The organism is Polyangium sorediatum, from assembly GCF_029946465.1.
Classification (GTDB): domain Bacteria; phylum Myxococcota_A; class Polyangia; order Polyangiales; family Polyangiaceae; genus Polyangium; species Polyangium fumosum.
Window position 1 is genome coordinate 1 of record NZ_JARZHI010000105.1, and the last position, 25,534, is coordinate 25,534.

Below are 25,534 nucleotides of genomic sequence, written 5' to 3' on the forward strand. Positions count from 1 at the left end.
CGCGACGTCGCCGAGGCCGCCGCCCGCGAGGTCGCCCGTCGCCGGGGGCGTCGCGCCGCCGGCGAGGCCGAGCAGGCCGCCCATCGCGCCGAGCCCGCCCGCGGCGCCCGAGGCGCCCGAGGGATTCGCGCCGCCATTTTGCGTCGAGCTGAAATCCAGGCCGGTGTCGAGCTCCATTTCGCCGGGCTTCGGCTCGGGGAACTGCGGCTTTTCGATCTTCCACGTGCACTTCAGGTTCGGCGTCTCGTCGCCCTCGCAACAAGGGCCGCTCTCGATTTCTTCGAGCTCCTGAAAGCCTTCGCGAAACAGGTGCTCCTCGACTTCGCCCATCTTGCAGCGGGCGAGGGAGGTGGCGACGCTCAGGTTCCGCGCGTGGGACGAGGCCGAGAACGCGCCCGCCTGCGCCGAGAGGATCGCGGTCAGACCGAGGCCCAGGATCGCGACGGCGACCATGACCTCGAGCAGCGTGAATCCTCTCCGTTTCATATCGATCTCCCCGAACCCCTCAGAAACCGGAATCGCTGGCCTCCGATTCCTCGGATTCGTCGCGCGGCCTCTGCATTTCGACGCGCCCCTTCTGGAGCGAGGTCTTGCCCGTGAGCGGAGAGACGAGCACCGTCATGATGTCGCGCTCCGGATCCGCCTCCGCGGGATTGCCGAGCACGACCTGGATCGCCGCCCGCTCCGTCTGCCCCCCGGGCCAGAAATAAAGATACGCGCGGTCCTCCTCGATCGGCTCCTCCTGATGCGAGGTGTCGATCGAGAGGAATCGCACGCCGTCGGCGAGGTCCTTGCCCGGCTTTTCGCCCTGCGGCTCGAATCCAAACGCCTTCGTGGGCGTGAACGAGGGGCGCGGCGCGCGAGGACCCTTCACGATCCGCTCCGCCTCCTCCATCGCCTTTTGCTCGATGTCCGTGGCGGCCGCCGCGCCGCCCGTCTTGTCCTTCTTGTCGACCGAGAGCTGGCCCGCGCCCTCTTCCAGGATCACCATCCGCTGCTCGAAATCGAACACGAGCCGCACGGGCTTGCCAATCGCATTGGCGTGCCCATACGCGACCCGCACCGCGCTGGCGATCATCACCGACGATTGCCTGAGCCGCGCGCGCCGAAGCGTCCCGAGCCCGACCACCGCCGTCCCCGTCACGAGGGTCATGATCGCCAGGGTGATGAGGACCTCCACCAGCGTCATGCCACGCCGACCGCGCGATCGCGCGGAGGCGTGGCAAGTCACGAGAGGGGCGGAGGCGCGCGGCATCGATAAGGTCCTCGTCAGAGCGCCGCGACGCGCTTGATGTCGGCGTCCTTGAAATCGTCCTTGACGTCGTCGGGCGTATTTTCTTTGCGATCACGGCCCGCCGAGATCACCGTGATCTCGTCGCCGTCGCATTGAATCTTGAAGGGCGTGCCCCACGGGTCGTCCGTCTTCTTCGCGTCGATGTGCTTGCCGTCGACGAGCTCTTTGATCGTCGGGCAGCCGCCGCCCACGCTGTCGAGGTGCAGGTACTGCTGCGCCGAAGTCTTGATGACGCCCGCGCTGAGCACGGCGCCGCGGATCTGGCTCTCCTTGTACCGCGGGAACACGAGCGCCGTCGCGCCGCCCGCGATGATCGCCATGATCGCGAGCACGATCAGGACCTCGACCAGCGTCACGCCCCGCGACGCCGCACGCTTCCACTTCCGGATTCGATTCGCTTTCACCTTCATGGTCCGTTCACTCCACGCGGTCGAGACCGCCGATTTCACCATCCGGCCCGTCGCTCGTGAGATCGTACCCCTCCGGGTCCTTCTGACCAGGGCAAACCAGCCGGAGCGGCCTGCCCCACGCGTCGATGGGGTCGATCCCGATATAGCTTTCCGCTTTTAGCGCATCGAGCGACGGGGGGCACTTTCGCTCGTGGTCCGCCCGGTACGCGTCGAGGCCCGTCCGGACGACGCTGATCGTGGCCATCGTGGATCGCACGCCCGTCTTGCGTCGTTCCCGCGCGCCGAGGAGAAGCAAGAGCGTGGCCATCCCGAGCGCGAGCCCCACGAGCTTCGCCCGCGCCATGCCGCGGCCGCGCAGGATCCCGCCGCCCCGCTCCCACGGGAACCAGATCGTCGTCTCCCTCTGCCTGCGACGCGCCACGCCCCGATTCCCTTTCTAGCCTGCGAAGCTCGACATCTGGATGAGCGGCATGAGGATCGAGAACGCGATGAACCCGACCGCGCCGCCCATGAAGACGATCATGAGCGGTTCGAGCAGGCTCGTGAGCACGGTGACGCGCATCTCGACCTCCAGATCGTACGCGTTCGAAACGTTCTCCAGCATCTCTTCGAGCTGACCGCTCTTCTCGCCGATCGTGATCATGTGCGTGACGATCGGCGGGAACTGGCCGCTGCGCTTCAAGGGCTCGGCGATGCTCTGGCCCTCGCGGATCGAGCTGATTGCGTCGGCGATGACCTTCTCCAGGACGGCGTTGCCGAGGACGTTCTTCACGATGTCCATCGCGCCGAGCAGCGCGACGCCGGCGCTGAGCAGCGTGGCGAGCGTGCGTGAGAAGCGCGCGATCGCGATCATCTGCACGAGCTTGCCGACGATGGGCGCCTTCAGCAAAAAGCCGTGCCATTTCAGGCGGCCCGCTGGCGTGCGTTTCCAGCGACGGAAGCTCCAGATGCCGCCCGCGAGCAGGCCGAGGACGAGCCACCAGTAGTTGCTGAGGAAATCGGACGTGCCGATGAGCGCCGCCGTGTACCAGGGCAATGCCTGATCCATCGACGCGAAGATCGAGGTCACGTTCGGCACGACCGCGACCATGAGGACCGAGACGAGCGAGACGCCGAGGATCGCCATCAGGATGGGATACGCCATCGCCGAGCTGACCTTCGATGTCAGCTTCGCCTGGGACTCGAGGAACGCGGTGACGCGCTCCAAGACCTGCTGGAGCATGCCCGACGCTTCGCCGGCGCGGACCATGTTCACGTAGAGCGGCGGGAAGATCGAAGGGTGCTGTTCGAGCGCCTTCGCGAAGCTCGTACCCTCGCGGATCTGCTCGCGGACCTGGGTGAGCGCGCGCTTGAGCGCCTCTTTTTCGACCTGATCGATGAGGGCCGTCAACGATTCGAAGAGCGGAATGCCCGCCTTGAGCAGGGTGGCGAGCTGGCGCGTGACGACGGCGACGTCGTTCGTCGAGGGGCGCTGTGTGAAGGCGAGGAGGTTGATCGATTTCTTGGTCTTCGCCGCAGCGGCCTTCTCCTCCGCGGCCGTCGTGAGAAGGATGCCGTCCTTGCGCAGAAGGACGCGGAGCGCCTTCGCGTTCTCCGCGTCGCGCACGCCCTTCACCGGCTTTCCGGTGGCGACGAGGATGCCTCTGTATTCGAAGACGGCCACGGCTCGCTCCTCCCTATTCGTCTACGATGATATCCTCTTGGGTCGCGGCGAGGACCTCCTCGACCGTCGTCATACCCCTGAGGACTTTGCGCGCGCCGTCGTCGCGCATGGTGTCCATGCCCTGCGAGATCGCGACGCGCTTGACCGTCTGCGCGTCGGCGTTCTTGAGGATGAGCGGGCCGATCGCGTCATCGATGACGAGCAGCTCGTAGATCCCGCGCCGCCCCACGAATCCCTTCTGCAAGCAGGCGTCGCAGCCGCCCGGCTTAAAGAAAACCGGCGAGCTGCCCATTTTCTGCCCGACGTATTCGTATTCGAGCCCATGTACCGAATACCGCTGCGACGGGATCCGCTTCGCCTTCCAGGCGAGGCGCTCGGGGTCGAGGCCGAGCTGCTTGAGCTCGTACGCCGTCGGCTGATACGGGACCTTGCATTGCTGGCAGAGCATGCGCACGAGGCGCTGCGCGAGGATGCCGATGACGCTGGAGCGCACGAGGAACGGTTCGATCTCCATCTCGACGAGGCGCGTGACGGCCGCGGCCGAGTCGTTCGTGTGGAGCGTGGAGAGCACGAGGTGACCCGTGAGCGAGGCGTGAATGGCGATCTCGGCGGTCTCCTTGTCGCGGATTTCGCCGACCATGATGACGTCCGGATCCTGGCGCAAGAAGGCGCGGAGCGCGCTCGCGAACGTGAGGCCGATCGAGGGGTGGACGTGGACCTGGTGAATACCGCCGATCTCGTACTCGACCGGATCCTCGGCCGTGAGGATGTTGCGGCTCGGATCGTTGATGCGGTTCAGGCACGCATAAAGTGTGGTCGTCTTGCCGCTGCCGGTCGGGCCCGTGACGAGGATGATGCCGTCGGGCCGATTGATGAGGTGATCCATGATCCCGTACTCGCGCGGAGCGAAGCCGAGATCGTCGAGGCCGAGGAGGATGCTCGTCTTGTGCAAGAGGCGCATGACGATGCGCTCGAAGCCGCGGCTCGTCGGGACCGTGGAGACGCGGATGTCGACGCTCTTGCCCGCGATCTTCAGCGTGATGCGGCCGTCCTGCGGGAGGCGCTTCTCGGCGATGTTGAGGCTCGCCATGATCTTCACGCGGGCGACGATCGGCGCCATGAACTGCTTCGAGGCGCGGCGCGCGACGTAGAGCTCGCCGTCGATGCGATACCGAACGACGACGTCGCGCTCCTCGGGCTCGATGTGGATATCGCTCGCGCGCTCGCGGACGGCCTGTGCGAAGAGGCTGTTCACCCAGGCGATGATCGGCGCGTCGTCGTCCGAGTCGATGATGTCGACGAGGTTGTCTTCTTCCTCGTGCTTGTCGCCTTCGAGGTTCGACTGGCCCGCGTCGCTTTTTTCCCAGATGCGGTTGATCGCGTCGAGGACGTGTTTGCTCGTTGCGACCGAGATCTCCACGGGCTTCGCGAAGATCGCGCGGACGTCGTCGACCGCGAGCGTATCGAGCGGATCGGCGACGACCGCGTGTACGGTCTGCTCATCCTCGAAGATGGGGAGGATGAAGCGCTGCTTCGCATACATGATGGGCAGGCGCGAGGCGACGTCGAACTTGACCTGATCGACGTCGATCTTCGGCACGAAATCGAGGCCCATCTCGGTCGCGAGGGCGCGTGCAATCTTCTCCTCGCCCGCGAGGTTCGAGGAGACGAGGAGCTCCGTGAGCGTCTGGCCGCGCTCGCGCACGGTCTCGAAGAGCGGCGCGAGCTTCTGCGCGTCGACCACGCCGTGGCGGACCAGGATCTCGCCGACGTATTCTTCTCGGGCGACCGGGTTCATATTTATTCCACGCGCTCCACGGGCCTCGGGGTGGTGCCGCCGGCCGGGCGGCGTCGCGGGGTGGGCGTGGCCGGAGCATTGCCGCCCGCTGCTGCCGGTGGCGTCGCGGTCTGCACGGCCCCGCCGCCGCCGCCGTCGTCGCCGCCGCGGACGGCGATGCTCGGCACCGCAATGGGTTGTCCGGGCTCATGCGAGCGCGGGCCCTTGGGTTTGGCCTCCTCTTCGAGCCGCGCCCGCTCCGCCATCTTGAGCTGCGATTGCCGGATGTCCTCGACGAGGCCATTGGCGCGCGCGTAATCCTTCGGGGGCTCCCACTCCGAGTCGCCGAAGACGAAGTACCGGTCGAGGAACTCCTGCCGCTCCTGCATCTTGCGCTCGAAGATCGCGCGGAGGTCCTCCTGATCACGAATGATGTACGGAGTCAGGACGAGCAGGAGGTTCGTCTTCTGCGTGGTCTTTTTCGTGGTGCGGAAGAGCGCGCCGAGGACGGGGATGTCGCCGAGGATCGGGATCTTCGTGCGCGAATTCGTGACGGCGTCGCGCATGAGGCCGCCGATGACCACGGTCTGCTGGTCGCGGACGACGAGCGTGGTCTTCGCCTGGCGCTTGATGATCGGAATGGCGCCAAGCTGGCCCTGCGGCGCGCCGGCCTCGGAGATGCCCTCCGTGATTTCGAGGCGGACCTGATCGGAGTCGTTGACGTGCGGCGTGACCTCGATCTTCGTGCCGACGTCCTGGCGAGGCGCCGCGAAACCGCCGAGGCCGCCGAGCAGGCCGAGGCCGCCGAGGCCACCCGCCGCGCCCGCCGCGCCGCCCGCCGCGCTCGCGAGCCCGCCGAGGCTGCCGCCGACGTTCGTCTGGAGGGGGATGTTCTGGCCAATCTCGATCGTGGCGGGGATGTTGTCCGTCGCGAGGATGTGCGGCGTGGCGAGGACGTTCGAATCGGAGTCGGTCGCCATCGCGTGCATGATGACGCCGAACGCCGGGATCGTAACGCCCGTGCCGAGGAGGCCCGCCGCATTGTTGATGGTCGGCCCGCGGACGCCGAGCGCGAAGGCGCCGAGCTGGGTCGCGACCGATTGCGGTGCGAGTATGGAGTTGAGCGCGTCGTTGCCGCCGTACACGAAGCCGGGGCCGGTTGTCTGGTCGATGCTGGTGGGCACGGGCGCGCCCATGTGCCAGCGGACGCCGACGTCGTTCGTGCGGTCGACGTTCACGTCCATGATGACGGCCTCGATGAAGACCTGGCGGCGCGGCTGATCGAGCTCGTCGATGACGCTGCGAAGCGCGGCGTAATCGCGGAGCGAGGAGGTGACGACGAGCTTGTTCGAGCCCTCGTCGCAGGTGATCTTGACCTGGCCCTCGAAAATGTCCTCGGTCGAGCCGGGGACGGGCGGGGCCGCCTGCGCGCCGCGGCGACCGCCGGCCGCGGCACCACCACCGGCGCCGGCCGAGCCGCCGAGGAGCTGATTGAGGGTGCCCGAGAGGTCCTTGCAACCGGCGTGCTGGAGCGGCAAGACGTGCATTTGCCCGTCACCGGATTGCGGGACGTCCATGCGCTTGATGAGCTCGAGGAGGCGCATGTAATCGGGCTGGTTCGCCGTGATGACGAGCGAGTTCGTGCGGTCGTCCGCGAGGATCCGCGCGCCGCCTGCGCCGCCGCCGCCGCCCGCCGCGCCGGCCTTGCCCCCGGCCTTGCTGCCGCCCGGCTTGAGGTCGAGGATCTCGTTCAATTTCATGGCGACGTCGTTCGCGCCGGCATAATGAATCGGCTCGAACCAGATCTGATCCCCCGCGCCGCCGACGTCGATGTCCTCGAGGATGCGGATCATGCGCTGCACGTTCGAGCCCGTGTCCGTCATGATGATGAGATTGCCGGACGGGTGGACCGTGATGTCGCCTTCCTTCGATTTGAACTTCCCGAGGACGTTCGCGGCCTCGTTCGGATCGACGTTGGCGACGCGATACATGCGCGTGAGGAAACGATCCTCGGCGGGGACGGCGGTGCCGGCGCCGTAAATGGGCGTCGTCTGCGAGACGACGCCGGGCGTCTCGACGATCTTGAGGAAGCGGCCGTGCGGAATGACGGTGAGGCCGTTCGTCTCGAGGATCGAGAGGAACGCGCTGTACGCCTCCTGCACCGTGACCTTGTCCGGCGAATACACGGTGGCCTTGATCTGGCGGAGCTTGCCGCCATAGATGAAGCGCCGGCCCGTGATGTTGCTGATGGCCTTGACGAGCTCGTTGAGGTCGGCCTCCTCCAGGTTGAAGGAGACCATGAAATTGCCATTCCGCGGCTTGAAATCGATTTCCTTCGGGCCCTGCTTGACGCCGGCCATGGGATCCTCGCCGACGACGGGCGCGGGGCCGAAGGGCGAGGCCGCGCGCGGCGGCGGGCCGGGCGGGAAGCCGGGAGGAGCACCCGTATTCGGGCCACCCGCAGCGCCGGCGGGCGCCGCCGCGGCGGGCGCGCCGGCATTCGGGGCAGGCTGGGGACGCGCGCCGGGCGTCTTGAGGACGGGGGCGCCGCGCGGCGGACCATTCTGCGCGGACACGATCGCAGGCGCGGAGGCGCAAAGCAGCGCCGCGAAGCCGAAGCCAAACCTTCCCAGCCGGGAGTTTCTGTAAGGCGTGTTCATGATCCTCGAATTCGATTCGGTCATTCGCTACGGAAAGACGTCAGGGCGTGGCTTCGGCGGGCGGTTCGGCCGGGGCGGCCGATTTGCTCCGCTTCGGGCGCGGGATCTTGCTGGTGGGCTTCCCCGGCGTGGCCGCGGCGACCTCGGCCGGTTTGTCCGAGCTCGATTCGCTCGCCTCGCTCGTTTCACCCCGGGCGGGCAGGACCGATTTCGCGATCGTCACGACGAGCAGGCTCGCGAGGGCGACGAAGCCGATCGAGCCCACGACGAACGTGCCCACGTAGAGCAGCGTTCGCTGGAGCAGGCTCCCCTCGTTGAATGCAGGCAGCTTGAGCTTGGCCATCCCTCGGTCTCCCGTCTCGATGCCGTTCGTCGCGGAACCGTTCGTCCTGGTCACTTGATGTTGAAGTCGATGTTCATCGGCTTGCCACGCCGATTGACGCTCACCTGGAGCTTGTCCGCGGTGCGGAGCCTCGCGTATGCCTCGAGCGCTTTTTGCGGGTCGCTCATCTCGAAGCCATTGATGGACTGGAGGCGGTCGCCATTCTCGAGGCCGAGTGTACCGAGCAGCGATTCCGGGCGCACGCCGAAGAGCCGGATCCCGACGACCTTGTCGCCCTCCTTTTCGGGTACGATGCGCGCCGACCGCATGAGCTCCGCTTGGTTCTCCAGGATCTGATCGACGACCGAGCGCTCGATGTCGAATTGGTTCTCGCTGACCTTGTGAATCTTGTCCGCGATTTCCTTGGGGACGCCTTTTCCTTTGCCTTTCGGCTTCGGTGCGTCCGGCGTGGTCGTGGCGCTCGGCGCGGCGGCGATCTTCTTCGGCGGCTCGCCGTGCACCTGCATCTGGCACCGCGAGCTGCCGCTCATGAGCCACACGCGATCCCAGCCGATCCAGTAAATCTGGTGCCCCGAGACGTCGTCGCCGCGCCGACGGAGCGTCGCTTTGCCGTCCGAGCCCGCAATGGCCGCGAACGACCAATCGGGATCCTCCGATTGCGTGATCAAAAGGACCTTGCCGACGTCGCAGACGGGATCGTTATAGGGATCGCTGTTGTCGGGCGGCGGCGCCTCGGACGCGCTCGGGAGCTCGACGGGCTTGCCGTCGAGTGGGCCCGTGATCGAGTCGAACGGATTGCGGCCCAGGATCGGCGCGGCGTTGACGCTGCGCTCCTGTCCGGAGCTCGTGTGCGGCACGCCACCCTTGGGCGGCGGCGGAGGCGGCGGCATCGACGACGGATCGAGCAGCACGCTGCCGGCGACGAGCTCGCCCATTCCGGACGCCTGAAAATAGGCGGCGGAGGCGATCAAGAGGCAGATGACCGCGGGAAAGTAGCGCTTCAGGATCGCGTCGAGTCCCATGAGCCCAGCTCCGTACTAGCGAGAGACGTGCCAGCCCCGATCCTAGCGCTTCCCGCCCCTTTTTTCGCGCGGGAAGGCCACGATCGACAACGTGGCGAAGGGGGGAGGGTGGGGGCGGCGAGGATTGCCAAAGTGACAATCGGATTTTCAAGCGCCGGGGGAGCGCCGGTCTTCCCGGTGATCAACCCTCGATCTCTCCGAGCTTGCGATAGATCGTGCGGGTGGAGATCCCGAGGAGCTGGGCCGCGACGGATTTGTCGCCATGGGCGTAACGCAAGGTCTCCCGGATGAGCCGGCGTTCGACCTCGTCGAGCGGCGTGCCGACCGAGAACGTGATCGTCTCGGGCGCGGCCGCGAGGCTCTCGCGGATCGACTCGGGGAGGTCCTCGACGGACAATTTCTCGCCGCGGCAGAGCACGGCGGCGCGCTCGATCACATTCTCCAGCTCGCGGACGTTTCCCGGGAACGAGTAGTCGAGCAAGCGCGCGATGACCTCGCGCGGGGCTTCGAGGCGGCCGCGATTGTTCTTCGCGCAGTACACGCCGAGGAAATGGTCGACGAGCAGGGGGATGTCCTCGCGGCGCGCCCGGAGCGGAGGGACCGTGATGGCGATGACGTTCAGACGATAAAAGAGGTCCTCGCGGAAGCGGCCCGCCGCGATCTCGGCGCGAAGATCTTTGTTCGTGGCAGCGACGATTCGAACGTCGGCGCGGACGGTATCACCGCCGATGGGCTCGTATTCGTTTTCCTGCAGGACGCGCAGGAGCTTGACCTGAACGGAGGGGCTGAGCTCGCCGATCTCGTCGAGGAAGAGGGTGCCGCCCGCGGCCTTGGCGAATCGACCTTCGCGGCGGGCGAATGCGCCAGTGAAGGCGCCGCGCTCGTGGCCGAAAAGCTCGGCTTCGAGGATGGTTTCGGGGATCGCGGAGCAGTTGACCGCGACGAAAGGCCCATGGCGGCGCGCGCTGTGGTCGTGGATGTAACGAGCGACGAGCTCCTTGCCGGTGCCACTTTCGCCGAGGACGAGCACGGTGGCCGAGGAGGGCGCGGCTTGCGTGGCGACGTCGAGGACACGCCGAAGCGCGGGGCTCGATCCGATGATCTCGCGTTTCGTCAGGAGCTTGAGCTCCTGGCGGAGGGAGCGGTTTTCGGCGACGAGGGAGCGGCGCTCCGCGGCTTTGCGGACGCTCTTGATGATCGTCATCCGCTTGAGGGGCTTTTCGACGAAATCGTAGGCGCCCTCGCGCATGGCCTGGACGGCCGTCTCCACGGTGCCGTACGCCGTCATGAGGACGACCTCGGTATCGGGGGCGAGCTGCTTGATCGCGCGGAGGAGCTCGATGCCGCTGGTGCCGGGCATCATGAGGTCGGTCAGGACGACCTCGACGCGGTGGCCCCGAAGGAGGTCGAGCGCCGCGCGGGCCGACGGCGCGGTGAGGACGCGCATGCCGTCGCGCTGAAAAATCTTCTCGATGGAAGCAAGATTGCTGGGCTCGTCGTCCACCACGAGCACGGTGGGCGCGTCGGCCCCCGCCTTCGCCTCGGGAGGCGCGGGCGTCGAAGATCCTGACAGCTCGTCAACCATGGCGACAACATGTCACGCCGTGAGGCACGGTGTCCACGCGGTCTGACGGTTCGTCAACTTGGCAAAGGCGAGGTAGCTGGGATCACGAAAATCGACGGGATGAGCCAGTGCCAGGATGTCCGATTGCCAGGGTGTCAGCGGATCAGCTTCGAGAGCTTCTTGAAGGCGTCCGTCCCTGCGCGTCCGAGCCAGTCGAAGACGACGGTCTCCATCGTGGTGATCGTGGCGCCGGCGTTGCGGCAGAGATCGAGGCCGATGGCGCGGTGATCGTCGCGGCGCGAGGCGACGCCGTCGGCGACGACGTGCACGCTGGTGCCACGCGTGGCGAGCTCGCGCACGGTCTGCATGACGCAGACGTGCGTCTCCATGCCGAGGACGATCGCGGTGCGCGGCGCGCCGATCGACGCCCACGCGCGCTCGAAGCCACGCTCGTCACACGCGGAGAAGTCGATCTTCTCGACGACGGGCGCGTTCATGGCGCGGAGCTTGTCGCCGATCGGGGCGATCGTGCGGCCGAGGCCCGCGGGATACTGCTCGGTGGCGAGCACGCGCGCGCCGAGCAAGTCGGCCGCTTCGAGCAGCACCGTGGCGGCGCGGACGAGGTCCTTCATGCGGTCCTCGGGCATCGCCGCGGCGAGTTTGTCCTGCACGTCGACGACGAGCACCACGCTCGCCTTGGGATCGAGCCGTCGCATCGTTTGTCCTCCAATGGGTCAGCGAGAGAGCCGGAAGCTCCTCAAGAATTTGACGAGGTCGCTGCGCGCGTCGAAGCGCAGGAGCGCGCGGGCGATGAGGGCGCCTTCTTCGGTTTTGATGGCGCCGGGCAAGACGGTCATCGATTCGAGCAGCTCCTTGACGGAGACGTCCTTCTGGCCCTCGAAGACGTAGGGTTTGTCGTCGTCGCCCTGGAAGTGGAACGCGTAGGGGAGCGTGCCCGTGCGGAGGAGATCCATGCCGAGGGTGCCGCGGAGGTAGCGGTGATCCGCGAGGCCCGGGGCGTCGATCGCGCCCTCGATCTCGACCTCGGGGCGGCGAAGGAACCGGAGGAGCGGCGCGCTGCGGGCGCGGATCGTGAACGAGAGAGGTCGCTCGACGTGCGGCTCGTCCACGCGGTGGTAGCTGCCCGCCATCGTCTCGCGAAACTCGAAGCCGCTCACGGCTCCTGGCCCTCCGCCGGCTTGGGCTTGGGCGCAGGAAGCGGCGGGCCAGAGGTCTTCTCGTCGAAGTCGTTGGAGGGCAAAACGAGTCGCTCGACGCGGGTGCCGTTCGCGAGCGATTCGAGCAGCTCGGGGACGTCCTCCAGGGTGACGCGGCCGTAGAAGTAGCCGTCGGGCTCGACGGCGATGACCGGGCCGGCCCAGCAGACGTCGAGGCAACTCGACGTGCAGGCGCGCACCTCGGTCTTCGCGAGGCCCCGGTCCTTGAGACCGTCCTTGAGGGCAGCGTGGATCTCGACGGCGCTGCGCTGCGCGCACGAGCCCTTGGGGGTGCCGTCGGGGCGGCGGTTCACGCAGACGAAGAGGTAACGCTTGCGCTGAGGCACGACGCGAGCCTTACGCCGGGGCTTCCGGCGGTCAAGTCAGGGGGTCGTGACGAGGACGGAGAGGCCGTAGTAGCTCGGATCCGAGGCGCGGCCGCCCGCCGTGACGCGCACGAAGTACGTGCCGGCTGCGACGTTCTCCGCCTTGGCGAGCGAGCAGTAGCCGAGCGCGTCGTCGTTCGTGACGAGCGTGTTGCCCATGGCGTTGAAGATCGTGACGATCGTGTCGAGCGTGCTCATCGCGCAGCCGCCGAGGCCGGCGTCGTGGGTCTGCGCGGTGATCGTGGCGCCGTTCGTCGCGACCTGGACAGACACGTAGTCGGCGTCCGCGACGGGCGAGAGGATCGCCTGCCAGCCGCTCGTGAAGACGTCTGCCTGGGCGATCGTGTCGTTGGGTTCGCTCTCGTGGATCTCGAGCATGCAGGTCGGGCTGCATCCATCCCCCGCGGTCGTGCCGCCGTCGTCGCACTGCTCGCCGGGCGTGCGCACGCCGTCGCCGCAGGTGTTGGCGAAACTGTCGATCACGAGGCGGTAGGGGAAGGTCGCGTTCGGGAAGGCGGGCGCGGCGGTGACACGCGCGTAGTACAGGCCCGCGTCGGCGAAGGAGAGCGTGGCGCGCGCGCAGTAGCCCTCGCCCGCGTCGTCGTCGCTCGCGAGCACGGTGGCGCCGTTCGAGCCGAGGATCTCGACGAACGTATCGAGCTCGGACTTCGCGCACGCGCCGTCGCCGGTGTCGCGGGTCTCGACGACGAGGCTCGACGCCGCGGGGAGGTTGAACGAGACGACGTCGACGTCGCCGGCCGGCGTGATCTGCGCGCCCCACGGCGAGCTCCACGTGTTCGCCTGGGCGGCCGTGTTGTTCGGCTCGATCTCGCTCGTGACGAGCTTGCAGTTCGCGTCGCAGAGGTCGGTGCCGCCGGGGTTTCCGTCGTCGCACTCCTCGCCGATCTCGGGGTTCAAGTTGCCGTCGCCGCAGACGGGCGCGGGAGGGCTGCCGCCCGCGCCGCCTTGCCCGCCTTGCCCGCCGACGCCGCCCGTGCCGCCTTGCCCGCCGATGCCGCCCGTGCCGCCGATGCCGCCCGTGCCGCCTTGTCCGCCGCTGCCGGAGGAGCTCGACGTGGTCGTGGTGGGGCGCGGCGGGAGCTTGTCGTCGCCGCACGCGACGAGCGTGAGGCCGAAGAGCACGGCGAGGGGCCCGAGGCGCGAGGTCATTCGCTGTCGACGCACGAGTAGGTGATCTCCCAGCCGTTGAGGGTCGGCGCGGCGCCCTTGTTGGTCGTCGGGTTGAACGTGACGGAGAACTCGAGGAACGACTGCCGCGCGCCGGGCGTGCCGAGCGTCTTGTACATGTCGATCGGGCACGGCGAGGGGCCGGCCATGGTGCAGAGCTGCGTGTCGACGGGCGAGGCCTTCGCCGTCGCGAGCGACGTGAACGCGCCCGTGAGGCCCGCCGCCGTGTCCGCGGTGCGCGCGGCGAAGGCGAGGTTCGCGTCGCCGGGCGTGACGCTGTCGTAGGCGAAGTAGCCCCACTGCACCTTGGTCCCCGTGGGGCACTTGGCCTCGTAGACGTGCGTGAACGTCGTGGAGGTGTATGCGCCTGGGCAGCCGAGCTCGACGTCGATCGTCGCGCCGGCCGAGTTCAGCACCGTCTGGCACGTGGTCGGGCAGAGGAAGATCTTCTTCGGGTTCTGCGGGGTGTCGTAGTACCAGCCCGTGCCGCACGCGGCCTGGTTCAGGACCTTGGGGAAGGCCACGGCCGCGCCCGCTGCGGGCATGAACGTGACCTTCGCGGCCGTCGGATCGAAGAGGCCTGCGTTCGGGAGATCGAACTCGCACGCGACGACGTCGCCTTTGATCTCGAGCAGCGCGGAGAGCATCTGCTGCTGCGCGTCGCCCTGGTCGGTGACGAAGAACGCGGTGGACGTGCCGCCCTTCTGCGCGATGAGGTTCATCAGCGACACGTTCGCGTCCTGGATGCCGATCGCGTAGGTGAGCACGCCGGCGTTCGTGTACGCGTCCTCGGCGTAGGCCGCGATCGTGGTCGCGTCGCTGCCGCAGGAGTTCGGGTAGCCGTCGGTGACGAAGACGACGACGGTCTGCTGGTTCGGGTTCGCGAGCTGGTAGGCCTTGGCCCACTTCTCGGCGCCTGCGAGCGCGGGCAGGAGCGGCGTGTCGGCGGCGGGCGTGGTGTTGTTGATCTCGGTGACGAGCTTCTGCTCTTGCGTGTCGGTGGGCGCCGACGCGGTCGTCAGCTTGCCGAGCGTGACGAGCGGGACCGCGCATGCGTCGATGCTGCAGTTCGTGTCGTCGCAGCCGGTGACCGGCTTGAAGTGCTCCCAGAAGCGCAGCGCGACGCCGATGCCGGCCGAGGCCGGGTCCTGGAAGAACGCCTTCAGCGCGCCCGTCGTCTTGCCCCACCGATCGTTCGTCGTCATCGAGCCGGAGCGGTCGAACTGGACGAACATGTTCACGGGGCGGATGGTCCGGCTCGTGACGGAGGAGCAATCGGGCGCCTCGCAGGCGTTGCCGCCGCTCGAGAGCGACCAGTTGTTCTCGCAGAAGCACTCGGTGACGTAGGGGCTCGCCGCCGTCTTCTTCGGCGGGTTGATCATGATCTCGCGGTTGCCGTTGCCGAGGCCGCAGGCGTTCGCGTCGACGTTGATGCACTTGCCCGGTGGGATGGGCTCCTGCGTGAGGCACTCCATCATGTTGGGCTGCGTCTGGTCGGGCGCGCACTTCGGGTACTGCTGCGAGTTCGCCGGGAAGTGCACGAGGCGGATGCCCGTGGGGGCCGCGGTCTTCCCGTGGTTGCAGACGGGCACGACGCCGTTGCATGGGACGCCGACGGCGAGGTCGACGCCCGCGCAATTCGGGTCGGTCTCGCCGGGCAGCCACGGCGTGCACACGCCCTTCGCGGGGCAGGTCTCGTTGCAGAGCGTCTTGACCTTGTCGACGCAGAGGTTGTCCCACTTCGTCGTGCAGCAGGAGGGGCTCGCCTGGCAGATCGTCGCGACGCACGGATCACAAGCGGCGCTCAGCGCGGCGCCCGAGTAGCACTTGTTGTGCGTGCAGGGCGGGTCGGTTTTGCACTCGGCGCCGCAGAGGCTGTAGACCTTGTCGACGCAGCTCGGCGTCCAGTTCCCTTGCACCCCGGCGCAGCTCTTCGGGCAGGCGACGGCGAAGGCGTCCACGCAAGCCTGCGTCCACGTGCCGGTGCAGCAGCTCGGATTCGCCGTGCAGACCGTGTTCACGCAGGTGCTGCACGTCTTCTTCAAGCCGACGCCCGTCACGCACGGGTCGTGCGCGCACGTGCCGGCGTACGGGATGAGGCAGCAGGTCGGATCCGCGGTGCAGATCGACTTCACGCACGGATCACAATCGGGGTAGAGCCCCTCGCCGATGGAGCACTTGTGGTGCGAGCACGTGTTCGAGCTCGGGCTCTCGCACTGCATGTTGAACTGGCAGTCGCTCGCCTGCGAGCACGGCTCCTTCAGGCCCTTGTTCACGAGGCCGTTCGGGAAATCGCTGAGGTCGCCGTTCTGCCAGTTGTAGACGCTGGCCCCCGCGTCGGGCGTGAGGCCGGCGTCGGGCTGCTCGTCGAAGACCTGGCACGAAGGATCGCAGGGGTTGTTGATGCAAGCGCTCGCGACGTGGTTGAGGATGATGATGTCGCCGTCGTCGGGGCGCGCCGAGGTCTCGTGGATCTTCGCCTTCGGCGGCGCGATGCGCGAGGAGATGGTGCCCTCGGCGCAAGGGGCCCACGTGCCTTCGACGCACGCCTGCGTGCCGTCGAGGCAGGTGAGGATCCCGTTTTGTTCGCCGATCGTGAGGTGACAGTCGCGCTCTTGGCCATCCACGCAGGGGCCCACGATCGGGCCGGCGCCGCTGCCGCCGCTGCCGCCGCTGCCGCCGCTGCCCCCTTCTCCAGGTCGCGCCCCGAGCGGCGCTTCGGCCGAGCACGCAGCGAAGACCACGGCAAAAGGCGCGAGCACGAGCATCGCGAGGGCCAAGGTCGCTCGGAAAGCCGCGCGTGATCCCACGCCGGTCGAGCCGTTTTTCTCGAGCATCCCTGTCGATCTGCCCGACGCACGCGCCATGGGTCGAAACCTCCGGTGGATCCTTCGTAACGGAGAAAGACTGAAGGATCCGGAGCGAAAGAAGCAAGCAACGTGCCCTGAACGGTCCACGCCGGTGCACGCGACCGGCCCGACACGGAGCCGGATTGCCCGTGGGGGCTTCGTCATCGAGGACCCTGGTAACGACATCTACCGGGGAAAAAGTTGCGCGGGCCGCAACCGTTTCACATCGAGGCGCGGATCCGGGCGTCGCGAGCGTCAAAAAACGGGCTTGTCGGGGCCCGGGTCCACGCGCATGCTCGCCGCGGGCGAAGGCCCTTCCCGGACCGACGATGAGGCCGCTTCCCGATGGCCCAGGTTCGCCGGATCGGGGAAAGCTCCGAGGACCGTGCACGCCCACTCCATCGCCGGATTCTTGAGCGCGTGGGTGGTCGCGTACGTCGCGATCGCCACGTTCTGCTTCATCGCGACGCGGAGGGAGCGCCTGCGCGGGCGCGAGGCCGACTTCGTGCTGTTCGGGGTCTTTTGCCTCGCGCTCTCGGTCCACACCGCGGGCGCGGCGGCGCTGCACCTGATGCGCGACGGGGCGGTCGTGCGGATGGCGCTGCTCGCTTCGGACGTGGGGCGCGTGCTCGGGGCGGCGCTGCTCGTGCACGTGGTCGCGCAGCTCTCGCAGGTGCGGCTCGCCCCGCGGGTGCTCGTCGCGATCTACGGCGCGGCGGCGCTGCTCGGGGGCGCGAGCATCGTCGAGCACGTGCGGCAGCTCGACACCGTGGCCGAGGCGCCGGTGTCGTTGCTCGGGCTCTCGGTCGTGGAGGTCGCGACGCCGGCGCACCCGCTGGCGGCGCTGGTGTCGGTCGGCTCGTTCGCGGCGGCGATCTTCGGCGCGACGGTGTTCGTGCGGAGCGCGCTGCGCGGCCGGGCGGATCTGCTCCCGTCGTTGTGGGGCTCGATCGCGTTCGTCGTGAGCACGGGCTACGACGCGCTCTACGGGGTGCTCGGGCAAGGCAAGCCGCTCACGAGCCCGTACGCGTACGCGGCGTTCGTGATGGGCGTCGTGATGTCGCTCCTGTCGCGTTACGTGGCGCTGCGGCAACGCCTGGAGGAGCGCGCGTCGGAGCTGAAGCAGAGGTCGGCGGAGATCGCGCGGGCGTACGAGGAGCTGCGCGCGGCGCAGGCGGAGCTCGTGCGCAAGGAGCAGCTCGCGGCCGTCGGCGAGCTGTCGGCGGTGATCGCGCATGAGGTGCGGAACCCCTTGGCGATCATCACGACCGCCGTGGCGACGTTGCGGCGCGAAGGCCTCGGCGAGGACGATCGGCAGACGCTGCTCGGCATCCTGGACGAGGAGGCGTCGCGGCTGAACCGGCTCGTGGGGGATCTCCTGCGCTACGCGCGGCCCGTGCGGTGCGAGCGTCAGCTCGTGGCGCCGCGCGAGATCGTGGAGCGCGCGCTTTCGCTCTCGCAGAACCAGACGATCGTGAAGGTGACGCTCGTGGAGCCGGAGCCGCTCGAAAAGATCCACGCGGATCCGATGCTGCTGAGGCAGGTGTTCGAGAACATCGTGACGAACGCGATGCAAGCGATGCCGACCGGCGGAGCCTTGACGGTGACGCTCGTGCCGCACGCGGAGAGCGGCGCGTCCGGGGTCGAGGTGCGCGTCGCGGACACGGGCGAGGGGATGGACACGTCGGTGCGGGACCGCGCGCTCGATCCGTTCTTCACGACGCGCGCGGCGGGGACGGGGCTCGGCCTCGCGATCGTGGCGCGTATCGTGGACGCGCACGGCGGGCGGCTCTCGATCGAGAGCGACGTGGGCGCAGGGACGGAGGTGCGGATCTTCTTGCCGCAGCAGGGCGAGCCTGCGCCGGGGCGGAGGTCGGTGCCGCCGGAGATCAGTCGGACGAGCTCGCTGCCGCCGATGCCGGTGGAAGTGCGGCGCGCGTTCGCCGGGAGGAAGGCGTGACGAAGGTCGACGACAAGAGGGCCGCGCGGCGCGCGGAGATCGTGCGCGCGGACAAGCAGTACGTGTGGCACCCGTACACGCCGATGCAGCGGTACATCGACGAGGTCGATCCGCTGGTCGTCGAGCGCGCCGCGGGCGCGCGCTTCTTCGATGTCGACGGGCGGAGCTACCTCGACGCGAATTCGAGCTGGTGGGTCTCGACGCTCGGGCACAACCACCCGCGGCTCGTGGCGGCGCTCGCGCGGCAGGCCGAGAAGCTCTGCCACGTGTCGCTCGCGGGCGTGACGCACGAGGGCGCGGCGAAGCTCGGCGAGGAGCTCGTGGCGATCGCGCCGCCGGGGCTCACGAAGGTGTTCTTCAGCGACGACGGGTCGACGGCGGTCGAGGTCGCGCTGAAGCTCGCGGTGCAGATGTGGCACAACGAGGGGCGGCCCGCGCGGCGCAGGTTCGTGGCGCTCGACGGCGCGTTCCATGGCGAGACGATCGGCGCGGCGAGCCTCGGGGGCGTGGAGGTGTTTCGCAAGCCCTTCGCAGGCGTGCTCCTCGAGTGCATCCACGTGCCGACGCCCGAGGGCGACGCGCCTTCCGACGCGGGCTACGCGCGGGCGTTCGCGGCCCTGGAGAAGCTCCTCGCCGAGGGGAGCGACACGATCGCGGCGGTCGTGCTGGAGCCGCTCGTGCAAGGCGCGACGGGGATGCGGATGTACGACGCGGCGTACCTGCGGCATGCGCGCGCGCTCTGCGATCGGTACGACGTGCTGCTCGTGATCGACGAGGTGTTCACGGGCTACGGGCGCACGGGGACGATGTGGGCGAGCGAGCGCGCGGGCATCACGCCCGATCTGATGTGCTGCGCGAAGGGCTTCTCCGGCGGCATGTTCCCGATGGCGGCGACGCTCGCGACGCGGCGGGTCTTCGACGCGTTCCTCGGGGCGCCGGAGCGAGCCTTTTATTACGGCCATTCCTTCTGCGGAAACCCGCTCGGCGCGGCCATCGCGCGCGAGGTGCTCGCGATCTTCCGCGAGGAGGAGATCCTCGCAAAGGCCCAGCCGAAGGCCGCGCGGATCACGAAGACGTTCGCTTCGATGGGGGAGATCCCGGGCGTGTCGCGGGCGCGATCGCTCGGGATGATCGGAGCGCTCGATCTGTCGAAGGGCGCGGGGTACCTCGGGGAGCTCGGCTGGCGGGTGTATGCCGAGGCGCGGCGGCGCGGCGCGTATCTGCGGCCGCTCGGGGACGTGGTGTACGTGGCGCCGCCGCTCACGATCACGGACGACGATCTCGACGCGCTCCTGGGGATCGTCGAGGAGAGCGTGCGGGCGGCGCTGCGTTAGCGCGTCTTCGCGGCGGGTGCGCGGCGATCCTTCCGGCGGCGCAAGCGCAAGACGAGCGCCGCGAGGCCGCCGAGGGCCGCGGCGCCGGACGCGCCCGACGCGCTCCCCAGGCCGCAATCACACCCGCCGGCTGGTTCCAGCTCGCGCGGCCCACTGCCGCCGCTGCCGCTGCCCGATCCGCTGCCCGCGCCGATGCCGCCGCACGCGCTCGGATCGATCCCGAGCGTGGCCGCGATGCCGGGCCAGGTCATCAAGCACGCCGTCGGCGTCGTCGCGCCCTCGCCGCATTCGAGCGGGCAGATGTCGGGCAGGTTGTAGATGTTCTCGAACGTCTTGCCCTCGTCCTTCGAGAAGCCGACCGTGAAGTGGTCGACGAACTGGTTGCCGCACGCGTACATGCCCGCGGTCGTCCACGTGAGGCACCGCGTATAGATGCTGCTGACCTTCTGGAACGCGAGGTCGGCCGTGTTCGCGATCTGGACGCCGTCCTTGGGGCCGCCGATCGCGACACGCGTGCCGTCGGGTGAGAGCGCGAAGCCGAGCAGATCGTCCGTACCCGTGAAGGCCTCGGTGAACGTCGCGCCGGCGTCGTCGCTGACGAGGAGTTTGTCGACCGGATCGCCGCTCAGGCGCAGGTAGACGCGGTCGGGGTTTTGCGGGTCGATCGCGGCGAGGAAGGGGACGAACTTCGCGTAGGCCGCGTCGAGGTAGGTGCGCGTCCACGTCTCGCCGCGATCGTCGGAGCGCTCGATCGCAGGCGCGAACGATTTGCCGACGATGCCACTCGCGTAGAGGCGCTGCGGGTTCGAGGGCGTGACGTCGACCGTCAGGGCGATGAAGTCGCTGAGGAGCGGCTTTCCGGCCTGCGTCCAGGTGCCGCCGCTGTCGGCTGTCTCGGCGATGATCACGTGGAAGCCGTCGGTGCCCTTGCCGGTGGAGGTGATCGCGACAGCGCGCGTGGGGTCGTCGCGGTGCACGGAGACGTCGATGACGTACTCGTCCTTCAAGGGGGCCTCGACGAAGCCCCAAGCGCAGCCGCGATCGTGGCTGACGCTGAGGCCTTCGAAGACGCCGGCGAGGATCGTTCCGTCCGCGAGCACGCCGATCGCTGGATCTTGCGTGCCGCCGTAGCCGACCGCGCCTTCGCAGATCCACGACCACGAGCTGCCCGTGTTCGAGGTCTCGAGGATGCCGTACGTGGTGCGGAGGACGATGTGCGCAGGATCCTTGGGATCCACGACGAGCTGGTCGGCGATGGGGAAGCGGCCGTTTGCGTGGGAGGCGGCGGGCGCGAGGAGCGAGATGGCCGCGATCGTCGCGGCAAAGGGGGAGAAGCGCATGGCGAAGGTTAGCGCGTGCTCATGCGTTCGGCGGCGGCGGCGTCTTCGTGCCCGAGGCGTACGTCGCGCAGCTCGGCGCCGAGCAGCTCGATCGCAGCCGTGACGAGGGGATGATCGGCGATGGCGCGGCGCGCGTTGTCGAGGCGGGCGCGCCGGTCGGCGCCGTCGATCTGCGCGACGGTGACGGCGCCGCTTTGCGGGCGGAGCGTCTCGAACGTGACCTCGGGCGTGCCGCCGAAATGCGCGGCGAGGGCGGCGCGGATGGCCTCCTTGGCGACGGGGTCTTGTGCTTGCTTGCCGAGGAACGAGTTGTCCTCGAAGCCGAGCGCGAGGCCGTCGGGGCCGATGCGGAGCAGCGCGGCGTGTTCGAGCACGGAGGCGAGCGGCGCGCGCTTGGCGCGGACGAGCTCGATCACGGCGCGAAACGTGGCGAGGTCGGAGGCGCTCGGGGCCGCCATGCGGCCGGCGCCGTTCGTGGGGGCCGCGCCGTTCGTGTAGGCGGCGCCGTTGGCCGGAGGCGGTCGGGAAGGCGCGGGAGCGACCTGGGAAGGCGCGGGAGCGACCCATGAAGGCGTGGGAGCGACCCGTGAAGGCGCGGGAGCGACCTGGGAAGGCGCGGGAGCGACCTGGGAAGGCGCGGGAGCGACCTGGGAAGGCGCGGAAGCGAACTGGGAAGGCGCGGAAGCGAACTGGGAAGGCGCGGGAGCGAACTGGGAAGGCGCGGGAGCGAACTGGGAAGGCGCGGGAGCGACCCGGGAAGGCGCGGGAGCGACCTGGGAAGGCGCGGAAGCGACCTGGGAAGGCGCGGAAGCGACCCATGAAGGCGCGGGAGCGACCCGTGAAGGCGCGGGAGCGACCTGGGAACCTGGTGGAGGCACCGGGGAAGACGCCGATGGGGCTGGGGAAGACGAGGAAGCCTCGGAGGCAGACGCCCGACGCTGGCCGGGAGGGGCGCCGCCGCCTTGCATGGGCCGTCCTTGCCCGGCGCCGCCCGAGGCCCCGGGCGCGCCGCCGCCTCCCCCGAGCAGGCGGCGCTCCATGTCCCCGATCCGCCGCAAGAGCTCGTCCACCGGCAGGAGCGGCGGCCGGCGCGAGAGGCGCACGAGCGTCATCTCCAGCGCCGCGCGAGGCTGGCCGCTCCGCGTGATGTCGTCGTAGGAGCGCGAGAACCCCTGATGCAAGCGCGCGAGGTCGTCCGCGTCCGCGCGCGCCGCCAGGGTCTTGACGTCGGTGAGCTCGCTGTCGGCGAGGTCGAGCAAGCCCGTCGGATCCGCGGAGACCTTGGCGACCACGAGGTCCCGCAAATGCGCGAGGAAGTCCCGCGCGACGTGGGGGAGATCGTAGCCCTGGTGCGCGAGGTCGGAGACCGTGCGCAGGCACGTCTCGGCGTCACCGTCGACGAGCGCGGCCGCGAGGCCGTGAAGGACCGAGCGATCCGCGACGCCGAGGACCCGCGCGACGCCCTCGGCCGTGAGCTTGTCGCCGTCGACGCCGACCCACGCGAGGACCTGATCGAGCAGGCTCATCGCGTCGCGCATGCTGCCCGCCGCCTCGCGGGCGATGATGGAGAGCGCGGCGTCCTCGAACGCGACGCCCTCCTGATCGAGGACGAAGCGCAGGCGCGCGGTGATCGAGAGCGCGCTGATGAGCTTGAAGTCGTAGCGCTGGCAGCGGCTCAGGATCGTGACCGGGATCTTGTGGACCTCGGTCGTCGCGAAGATGAACTTCACGTGCGGCGGCGGCTCCTCGAGCGTCTTGAGGAACGCGTTCCACGCGTTGTTCGAGAGCATGTGGACCTCGTCCACGATGAAGATCTTGAACCGGTCGCGCGAAGGCCGGTACGGCAAGCTCTCCTGGAGCTTGCGGACGTCGTCGACGCCCGTGTAGCTCGCGCCGTCGATCTCCTGGACGTCGACGTCGCTGCCGACGGTGATCTCCTTGCAAGGAGCACACGCCTGGCAGGGTTTCGACGTCGGACCCTTCACGCAGTTGAGCGATTTCGCGAGGATACGCGCGCTCGTTGTCTTGCCGACGCCGCGGACGCCCGTGAACAAGAAGGCGTGCGCGACGCGGTTCTTGGCGATCGCGTTCTCGAGCGTGGTCGAGACGTGCCCCTGACCGACGAGGTCCTCGAACGACTGCGGTCGGTACTTGCGCGCGAGGACGACGTAGCTCATCGCCGCCTCGGCGTAGCAGAAAGGCGCGCTGGCGTCTTGCGACGCAGCCGGACCGCCACGGCGGGCGCGCCGCGTGAGCAAAGAGGCGCGCGCGGGCGTTCGTCCGGCCTTGCGGCCCCGCCGACTTCACGGCATACACCCGCCTCCCATGCAATTTCGCGGTGGAATGAACGAGCTGGTCCGCCAAGCGGCCCGGATGCAGCGCAAAATCGACGAGGCGAAAGCCAAGATCAAGGACCACGAGATCTCGGCGACCGCCGCGTCGGACAAGGTCACGGTCACCGTGACGTGCGAAGGCAAGGTCCGGAAGATCGCGATCGATCCGGAGTTCCTCGCCGCCGAAGGCCTGGAGATGGCCCTCGACGCCGTGGCGGTCGCAGCGAACTCCGCGCTCGAGCAGGCCGACAAGTACGTCGAAGCCGAGATCGCCAAGGTCACGGGCGGCGTGAAGATCCCGGGAATGCACACGTAGTGGCCACGCGGAGCCCCACCTCCTACGTCACGCGCAGCTCTTCCCTACCCGAACGCCTCACGCGCGTCGCGCACCTGTTCGCGCGGCTGCCAGGCGTCGGCGAGAAGACCGCGCAACGCTTCGCGCTGTTCCTGGCGACGGCGGACGAGGAGGTCGCGCACGATCTCGGCACCGAGCTCGCCGTGTTGCGCGACCACGTGAGGCCCTGCGATCGCTGCGGAAACATCGGCGAGATCGCCGAAGGCGCGCAGCCGGGCGAGCCCGTGTGTTGCGCGATCTGCCGGGACGAGCGGCGCGACAAAGCGCTGCTCTGCGTGGTCGCGCGGGTGCAAGACCTGCTCGCCATCGAGCGGAGCGGGGTGATGCGCGGGAAGTATTTCGTGCTCGGGAGGCTGCTCTCGCCGCTCGACGGGATCTCCGCCGAGGATCTGCCGCTCGAGCAGCTCAAGCGCATCGTGACGGACGCCGAGGCGCCGGTGAACGAGGTGCTCGTGGCGACGCCGCCGTCGGTGGACGGCGAGGCGACGGCGCTGCTCGTGGCGCGCGAGATGGCCGCGCTCGGCGCGCGCGTGACCCGCATCGCGAGCGGCGTGCCCCACGGCGGTGACCTCGAGTTCGCCGATCAAGTCACGCTCGGCCGCGCCATCGAAGGCCGGAAGAGCTTCGGCTGAACGGAGGGTACGAGAGATGCCGAAAACCATCATTTCCACGACCGAAGCACCCGCCGCGATCGGCCCCTATTCGCAGGCCACGCGCGCCGGGAACCTCGTCTTTTGCAGCGGCCAGATCCCGATCGACCCGAAGACGGGGGAGCTCGTCGCGGGCGGGATCGAGGCGCAGACGAAGCAAGCGCTCGCGAACCTCAGCGAGGTGCTCCGCGCCGCCGGCGCGTCCTGGGCCGACGTCGCGCGGACGACGATCTGGCTCGTCGATCTCGGCGATTTCGCGGTCGTCAACCGGATTTACGGAGAAGTCGTGGGCGCCGAGCCGCCCGCACGCGTGACCATCCAAGTGTCGGCGCTGCCGAAGGGCGCCGCCGTCGAAATCGATGCGATTGCCCATGTTTGACGCCTGGGCAAAGTCAATCCCCAGGGGAGCCTCGAAATGACCACCAAGGACGATAGCGACAACCCGGAAAAGAAGACGCGCAGGATCGTCCGCTCGGCGAGCACGCGGCGCGAGGGCGAGCCCGGGGGCGAGAACCCGGCAGAAGGAAAGCCCGCGCAAGAGGCCGGGGAGGCGAAGACGGAGCCGGCCGCAGGTGAAGGCGCCGCCGCGCCCGCGCCGAAGCCCGCCGCCGCCGCGAGCGGCCCCGGCGGGAGGCCGGAAGGCGTGCGCCGGATCGACATGCGTGGACCCCGCCCGCCCGCCGGCACCCCGAGGCCGAGCAGCGGCAGGCCGCCGCCCCGCGGCCCCCGCAGGGACCACGGCGGCGACTTCGTTCCGCGTCAGGAAGAAGGGATGCGCCCGCGCCCCGGCCCGAACGCCGCGCGCTCGGCGATGGGCCCGGCCCCGCGCCCGCCCCGCCCGGCCGGTCCGCCCGGAGAAGGTCAAGCCCGCGCCGAAGGCGGCGAGAGGCCGCCGCGCTTCGATCGTGGCCCGCGCCCGGACCGTGGGCCGAGGCCGGACCGGGGTCCGCGTCCGGATCGTGGGCCGAGGCCGGACCGTGGGCCGAGGCCGGATCGTGGGCCGCGTCCCGAGGGCGCAGGTCCGCGTCGGGATCGTCCGCAAGCCGGCGCGCCGAGCGCCGCCGCGCCGGCCGCCGCGGGGGAGGCCCAGGCAAAGCCGGCCGTCGCCGCGAAGCCGGCCGCGAAGCCGGCCGCGCCCGCGCCCGCGCCCGTCGCGAAGCCGGCCGCGCCGAAGCCGAACATCGTGACG

At 69.1% G+C, this 25,534-nt stretch carries 22 protein-coding genes and 1 pseudogene; 6 read left to right on the top strand and 17 right to left on the bottom strand.

Going from position 1 to position 25,534, the window contains the following annotated elements:
* The 15 genes from QHF89_RS46585 to QHF89_RS46655 all read right to left on the bottom strand — a co-directional run.
* Positions 1 to 486 (bottom strand): type IV pilus modification PilV family protein (locus tag QHF89_RS46585; RefSeq protein WP_284721858.1); only part of this gene is annotated, 486 nt, incomplete at its 3' end.
* 19 nt (positions 487 to 505) lie between these two features.
* Entirely contained in the window at positions 506 to 1,255 is a 750-nt protein-coding gene (locus QHF89_RS46590; RefSeq protein WP_136966294.1) for a pilus assembly FimT family protein, read from the bottom strand.
* A 14-nt stretch (positions 1,256 to 1,269) separates the two neighbouring features.
* Entirely contained in the window at positions 1,270 to 1,704 is a 435-nt protein-coding gene (locus QHF89_RS46595; protein ID WP_136966293.1) for a type II secretion system protein, read from the bottom strand.
* 7 nt (positions 1,705 to 1,711) lie between these two features.
* Positions 1,712 to 2,125: a type II secretion system protein GspG gene (locus QHF89_RS46600; protein WP_136934000.1), complete on the bottom strand. Its 414-nt coding sequence runs from the start codon at positions 2,123 to 2,125 to the stop codon at positions 1,712 to 1,714.
* A gap of 15 nt (positions 2,126 to 2,140) precedes the next feature.
* The gene (gene gspF, locus QHF89_RS46605; RefSeq protein ID WP_136966292.1) at positions 2,141 to 3,367 is read right to left on the bottom strand and encodes a type II secretion system inner membrane protein GspF; all 1,227 of its coding nucleotides are present in this window, start codon (positions 3,365 to 3,367) and stop codon (positions 2,141 to 2,143) included.
* 13 nt (positions 3,368 to 3,380) lie between these two features.
* Complete coding sequence (gspE, locus tag QHF89_RS46610; RefSeq protein ID WP_136966291.1) at positions 3,381 to 5,165, bottom strand: type II secretion system ATPase GspE; 1,785 nt, start codon at positions 5,163 to 5,165, stop codon at positions 3,381 to 3,383.
* Between the two features lie 2 nt (positions 5,166 to 5,167).
* Positions 5,168 to 7,804, bottom strand: a complete 2,637-nt coding sequence (gene gspD, locus QHF89_RS46615; RefSeq protein ID WP_136966290.1) for a type II secretion system secretin GspD — start codon at positions 7,802 to 7,804, stop codon at positions 5,168 to 5,170.
* A 40-nt stretch (positions 7,805 to 7,844) separates the two neighbouring features.
* Positions 7,845 to 8,147: a hypothetical protein gene (locus tag QHF89_RS46620; RefSeq protein WP_136934004.1), complete on the bottom strand. Its 303-nt coding sequence runs from the start codon at positions 8,145 to 8,147 to the stop codon at positions 7,845 to 7,847.
* Positions 8,148 to 8,197: 50 nt separating this feature from the next.
* The gene (gspC, locus tag QHF89_RS46625) at positions 8,198 to 9,169 is read right to left on the bottom strand and encodes a type II secretion system protein GspC (RefSeq protein WP_136966289.1); all 972 of its coding nucleotides are present in this window, start codon (positions 9,167 to 9,169) and stop codon (positions 8,198 to 8,200) included.
* Between the two features lie 181 nt (positions 9,170 to 9,350).
* Positions 9,351 to 10,754, bottom strand: a complete 1,404-nt coding sequence (locus QHF89_RS46630; protein WP_136934006.1) for a sigma-54-dependent transcriptional regulator — start codon at positions 10,752 to 10,754, stop codon at positions 9,351 to 9,353.
* A gap of 134 nt (positions 10,755 to 10,888) precedes the next feature.
* A complete protein-coding gene (locus QHF89_RS46635) occupies positions 10,889 to 11,449 on the bottom strand; it encodes an isochorismatase family protein (RefSeq protein ID WP_136934007.1) in 561 nt (186 codons plus the stop codon).
* Positions 11,450 to 11,467: 18 nt separating this feature from the next.
* Positions 11,468 to 11,911, bottom strand: coding sequence for a hypothetical protein (locus QHF89_RS46640; protein ID WP_136966288.1), 444 nt, complete (start codon positions 11,909 to 11,911; stop codon positions 11,468 to 11,470).
* Entirely contained in the window at positions 11,908 to 12,297 is a 390-nt protein-coding gene (locus QHF89_RS46645) for a (2Fe-2S) ferredoxin domain-containing protein (RefSeq protein ID WP_136966287.1), read from the bottom strand. The genes QHF89_RS46640 and QHF89_RS46645 overlap by 4 nt, the downstream gene beginning before the upstream one ends.
* Positions 12,298 to 12,333: 36 nt before the next feature.
* On the bottom strand, positions 12,334 to 13,521 hold the full coding sequence (locus QHF89_RS46650; protein ID WP_136966286.1) for a pre-peptidase C-terminal domain-containing protein: 1,188 nt from the start codon (positions 13,519 to 13,521) through the stop codon (positions 12,334 to 12,336).
* A complete protein-coding gene (locus QHF89_RS46655; protein ID WP_284721859.1) occupies positions 13,503 to 16,391 on the bottom strand; it encodes a vWA domain-containing protein in 2,889 nt (962 codons plus the stop codon). The genes QHF89_RS46650 and QHF89_RS46655 overlap by 19 nt, the downstream gene beginning before the upstream one ends.
* Positions 16,392 to 16,758: 367 nt before the next feature.
* On the opposite strand from QHF89_RS46655, the gene QHF89_RS46660 reads away from it, so the two are divergent.
* Positions 16,759 to 18,333, top strand: coding sequence for a sensor histidine kinase (locus QHF89_RS46660; RefSeq protein ID WP_136966284.1), 1,575 nt, complete (start codon positions 16,759 to 16,761; stop codon positions 18,331 to 18,333).
* Entirely contained in the window at positions 18,330 to 19,667 is a 1,338-nt protein-coding gene (gene bioA / locus QHF89_RS46665; protein ID WP_284721860.1) for an adenosylmethionine--8-amino-7-oxononanoate transaminase, read from the top strand. The genes QHF89_RS46660 and bioA overlap by 4 nt, the downstream gene beginning before the upstream one ends.
* On the opposite strand, the gene QHF89_RS46670 is transcribed toward bioA, so the two are convergent.
* A complete protein-coding gene (locus QHF89_RS46670) occupies positions 19,664 to 21,007 on the bottom strand; it encodes a WD40/YVTN/BNR-like repeat-containing protein (protein ID WP_136966283.1) in 1,344 nt (447 codons plus the stop codon). The genes bioA and QHF89_RS46670 overlap by 4 nt on opposite strands.
* Positions 21,008 to 21,015: 8 nt before the next feature.
* Positions 21,016 to 23,184, bottom strand: a complete 2,169-nt coding sequence (gene dnaX, locus QHF89_RS46675; RefSeq protein ID WP_136966282.1) for a DNA polymerase III subunit gamma/tau — start codon at positions 23,182 to 23,184, stop codon at positions 21,016 to 21,018.
* A 148-nt stretch (positions 23,185 to 23,332) separates the two neighbouring features.
* Here dnaX and QHF89_RS46680 point away from each other — a divergent pair, with 148 nt between their 5' ends.
* The 4 genes and pseudogenes from QHF89_RS46680 to QHF89_RS46695 all read left to right on the top strand — a co-directional run.
* Positions 23,333 to 23,656 (top strand): YbaB/EbfC family nucleoid-associated protein, encoded by a 324-nt coding sequence (locus QHF89_RS46680; RefSeq protein ID WP_136966281.1) that lies wholly within the window; start codon positions 23,333 to 23,335, stop codon positions 23,654 to 23,656.
* A complete protein-coding gene (gene recR / locus QHF89_RS46685; protein WP_136966280.1) occupies positions 23,656 to 24,327 on the top strand; it encodes a recombination mediator RecR in 672 nt (223 codons plus the stop codon). The genes QHF89_RS46680 and recR overlap by 1 nt, the downstream gene beginning before the upstream one ends.
* A gap of 16 nt (positions 24,328 to 24,343) precedes the next feature.
* Positions 24,344 to 24,724, top strand: coding sequence for a RidA family protein (locus QHF89_RS46690; RefSeq protein ID WP_136966279.1), 381 nt, complete (start codon positions 24,344 to 24,346; stop codon positions 24,722 to 24,724).
* Positions 24,725 to 24,760: 36 nt separating this feature from the next.
* A pseudogene (locus QHF89_RS46695) lies at positions 24,761 to 25,534 on the top strand (hypothetical protein); the annotation flags it as partial.

What these genes read in the sequence shown, in the direction of transcription:
- QHF89_RS46630 (WP_136934006.1), bottom strand. Translation starts at nt 10,754, where the DNA reads ATGGTTGACGAGCTGTCAGGATCTTCGACGCCCGCGCCTCCCGAGGCG.
- QHF89_RS46655 (WP_284721859.1), bottom strand. Translation starts at nt 16,391, where the DNA reads ATGGCGCGTGCGTCGGGCAGATCGACAGGGATGCTCGAGAAAAACGGC.
- QHF89_RS46635 (WP_136934007.1), bottom strand. Translation starts at nt 11,449, where the DNA reads ATGCGACGGCTCGATCCCAAGGCGAGCGTGGTGCTCGTCGTCGACGTG.
- QHF89_RS46595 (WP_136966293.1), bottom strand. Translation starts at nt 1,704, where the DNA reads ATGAAGGTGAAAGCGAATCGAATCCGGAAGTGGAAGCGTGCGGCGTCG.
- gspC (WP_136966289.1), bottom strand. Translation starts at nt 9,169, where the DNA reads ATGGGACTCGACGCGATCCTGAAGCGCTACTTTCCCGCGGTCATCTGC.
- dnaX (WP_136966282.1), bottom strand. Translation starts at nt 23,184, where the DNA reads ATGAGCTACGTCGTCCTCGCGCGCAAGTACCGACCGCAGTCGTTCGAG.
- QHF89_RS46690 (WP_136966279.1), top strand. Translation starts at nt 24,344, where the DNA reads ATGCCGAAAACCATCATTTCCACGACCGAAGCACCCGCCGCGATCGGC.
- QHF89_RS46620 (WP_136934004.1), bottom strand. Translation starts at nt 8,147, where the DNA reads ATGGCCAAGCTCAAGCTGCCTGCATTCAACGAGGGGAGCCTGCTCCAG.
- QHF89_RS46670 (WP_136966283.1), bottom strand. Translation starts at nt 21,007, where the DNA reads ATGCGCTTCTCCCCCTTTGCCGCGACGATCGCGGCCATCTCGCTCCTC.
- gspE (WP_136966291.1), bottom strand. Translation starts at nt 5,165, where the DNA reads ATGAACCCGGTCGCCCGAGAAGAATACGTCGGCGAGATCCTGGTCCGC.
- QHF89_RS46590 (WP_136966294.1), bottom strand. Translation starts at nt 1,255, where the DNA reads ATGCCGCGCGCCTCCGCCCCTCTCGTGACTTGCCACGCCTCCGCGCGA.
- gspD (WP_136966290.1), bottom strand. Translation starts at nt 7,804, where the DNA reads ATGAACACGCCTTACAGAAACTCCCGGCTGGGAAGGTTTGGCTTCGGC.
- QHF89_RS46680 (WP_136966281.1), top strand. Translation starts at nt 23,333, where the DNA reads ATGCAATTTCGCGGTGGAATGAACGAGCTGGTCCGCCAAGCGGCCCGG.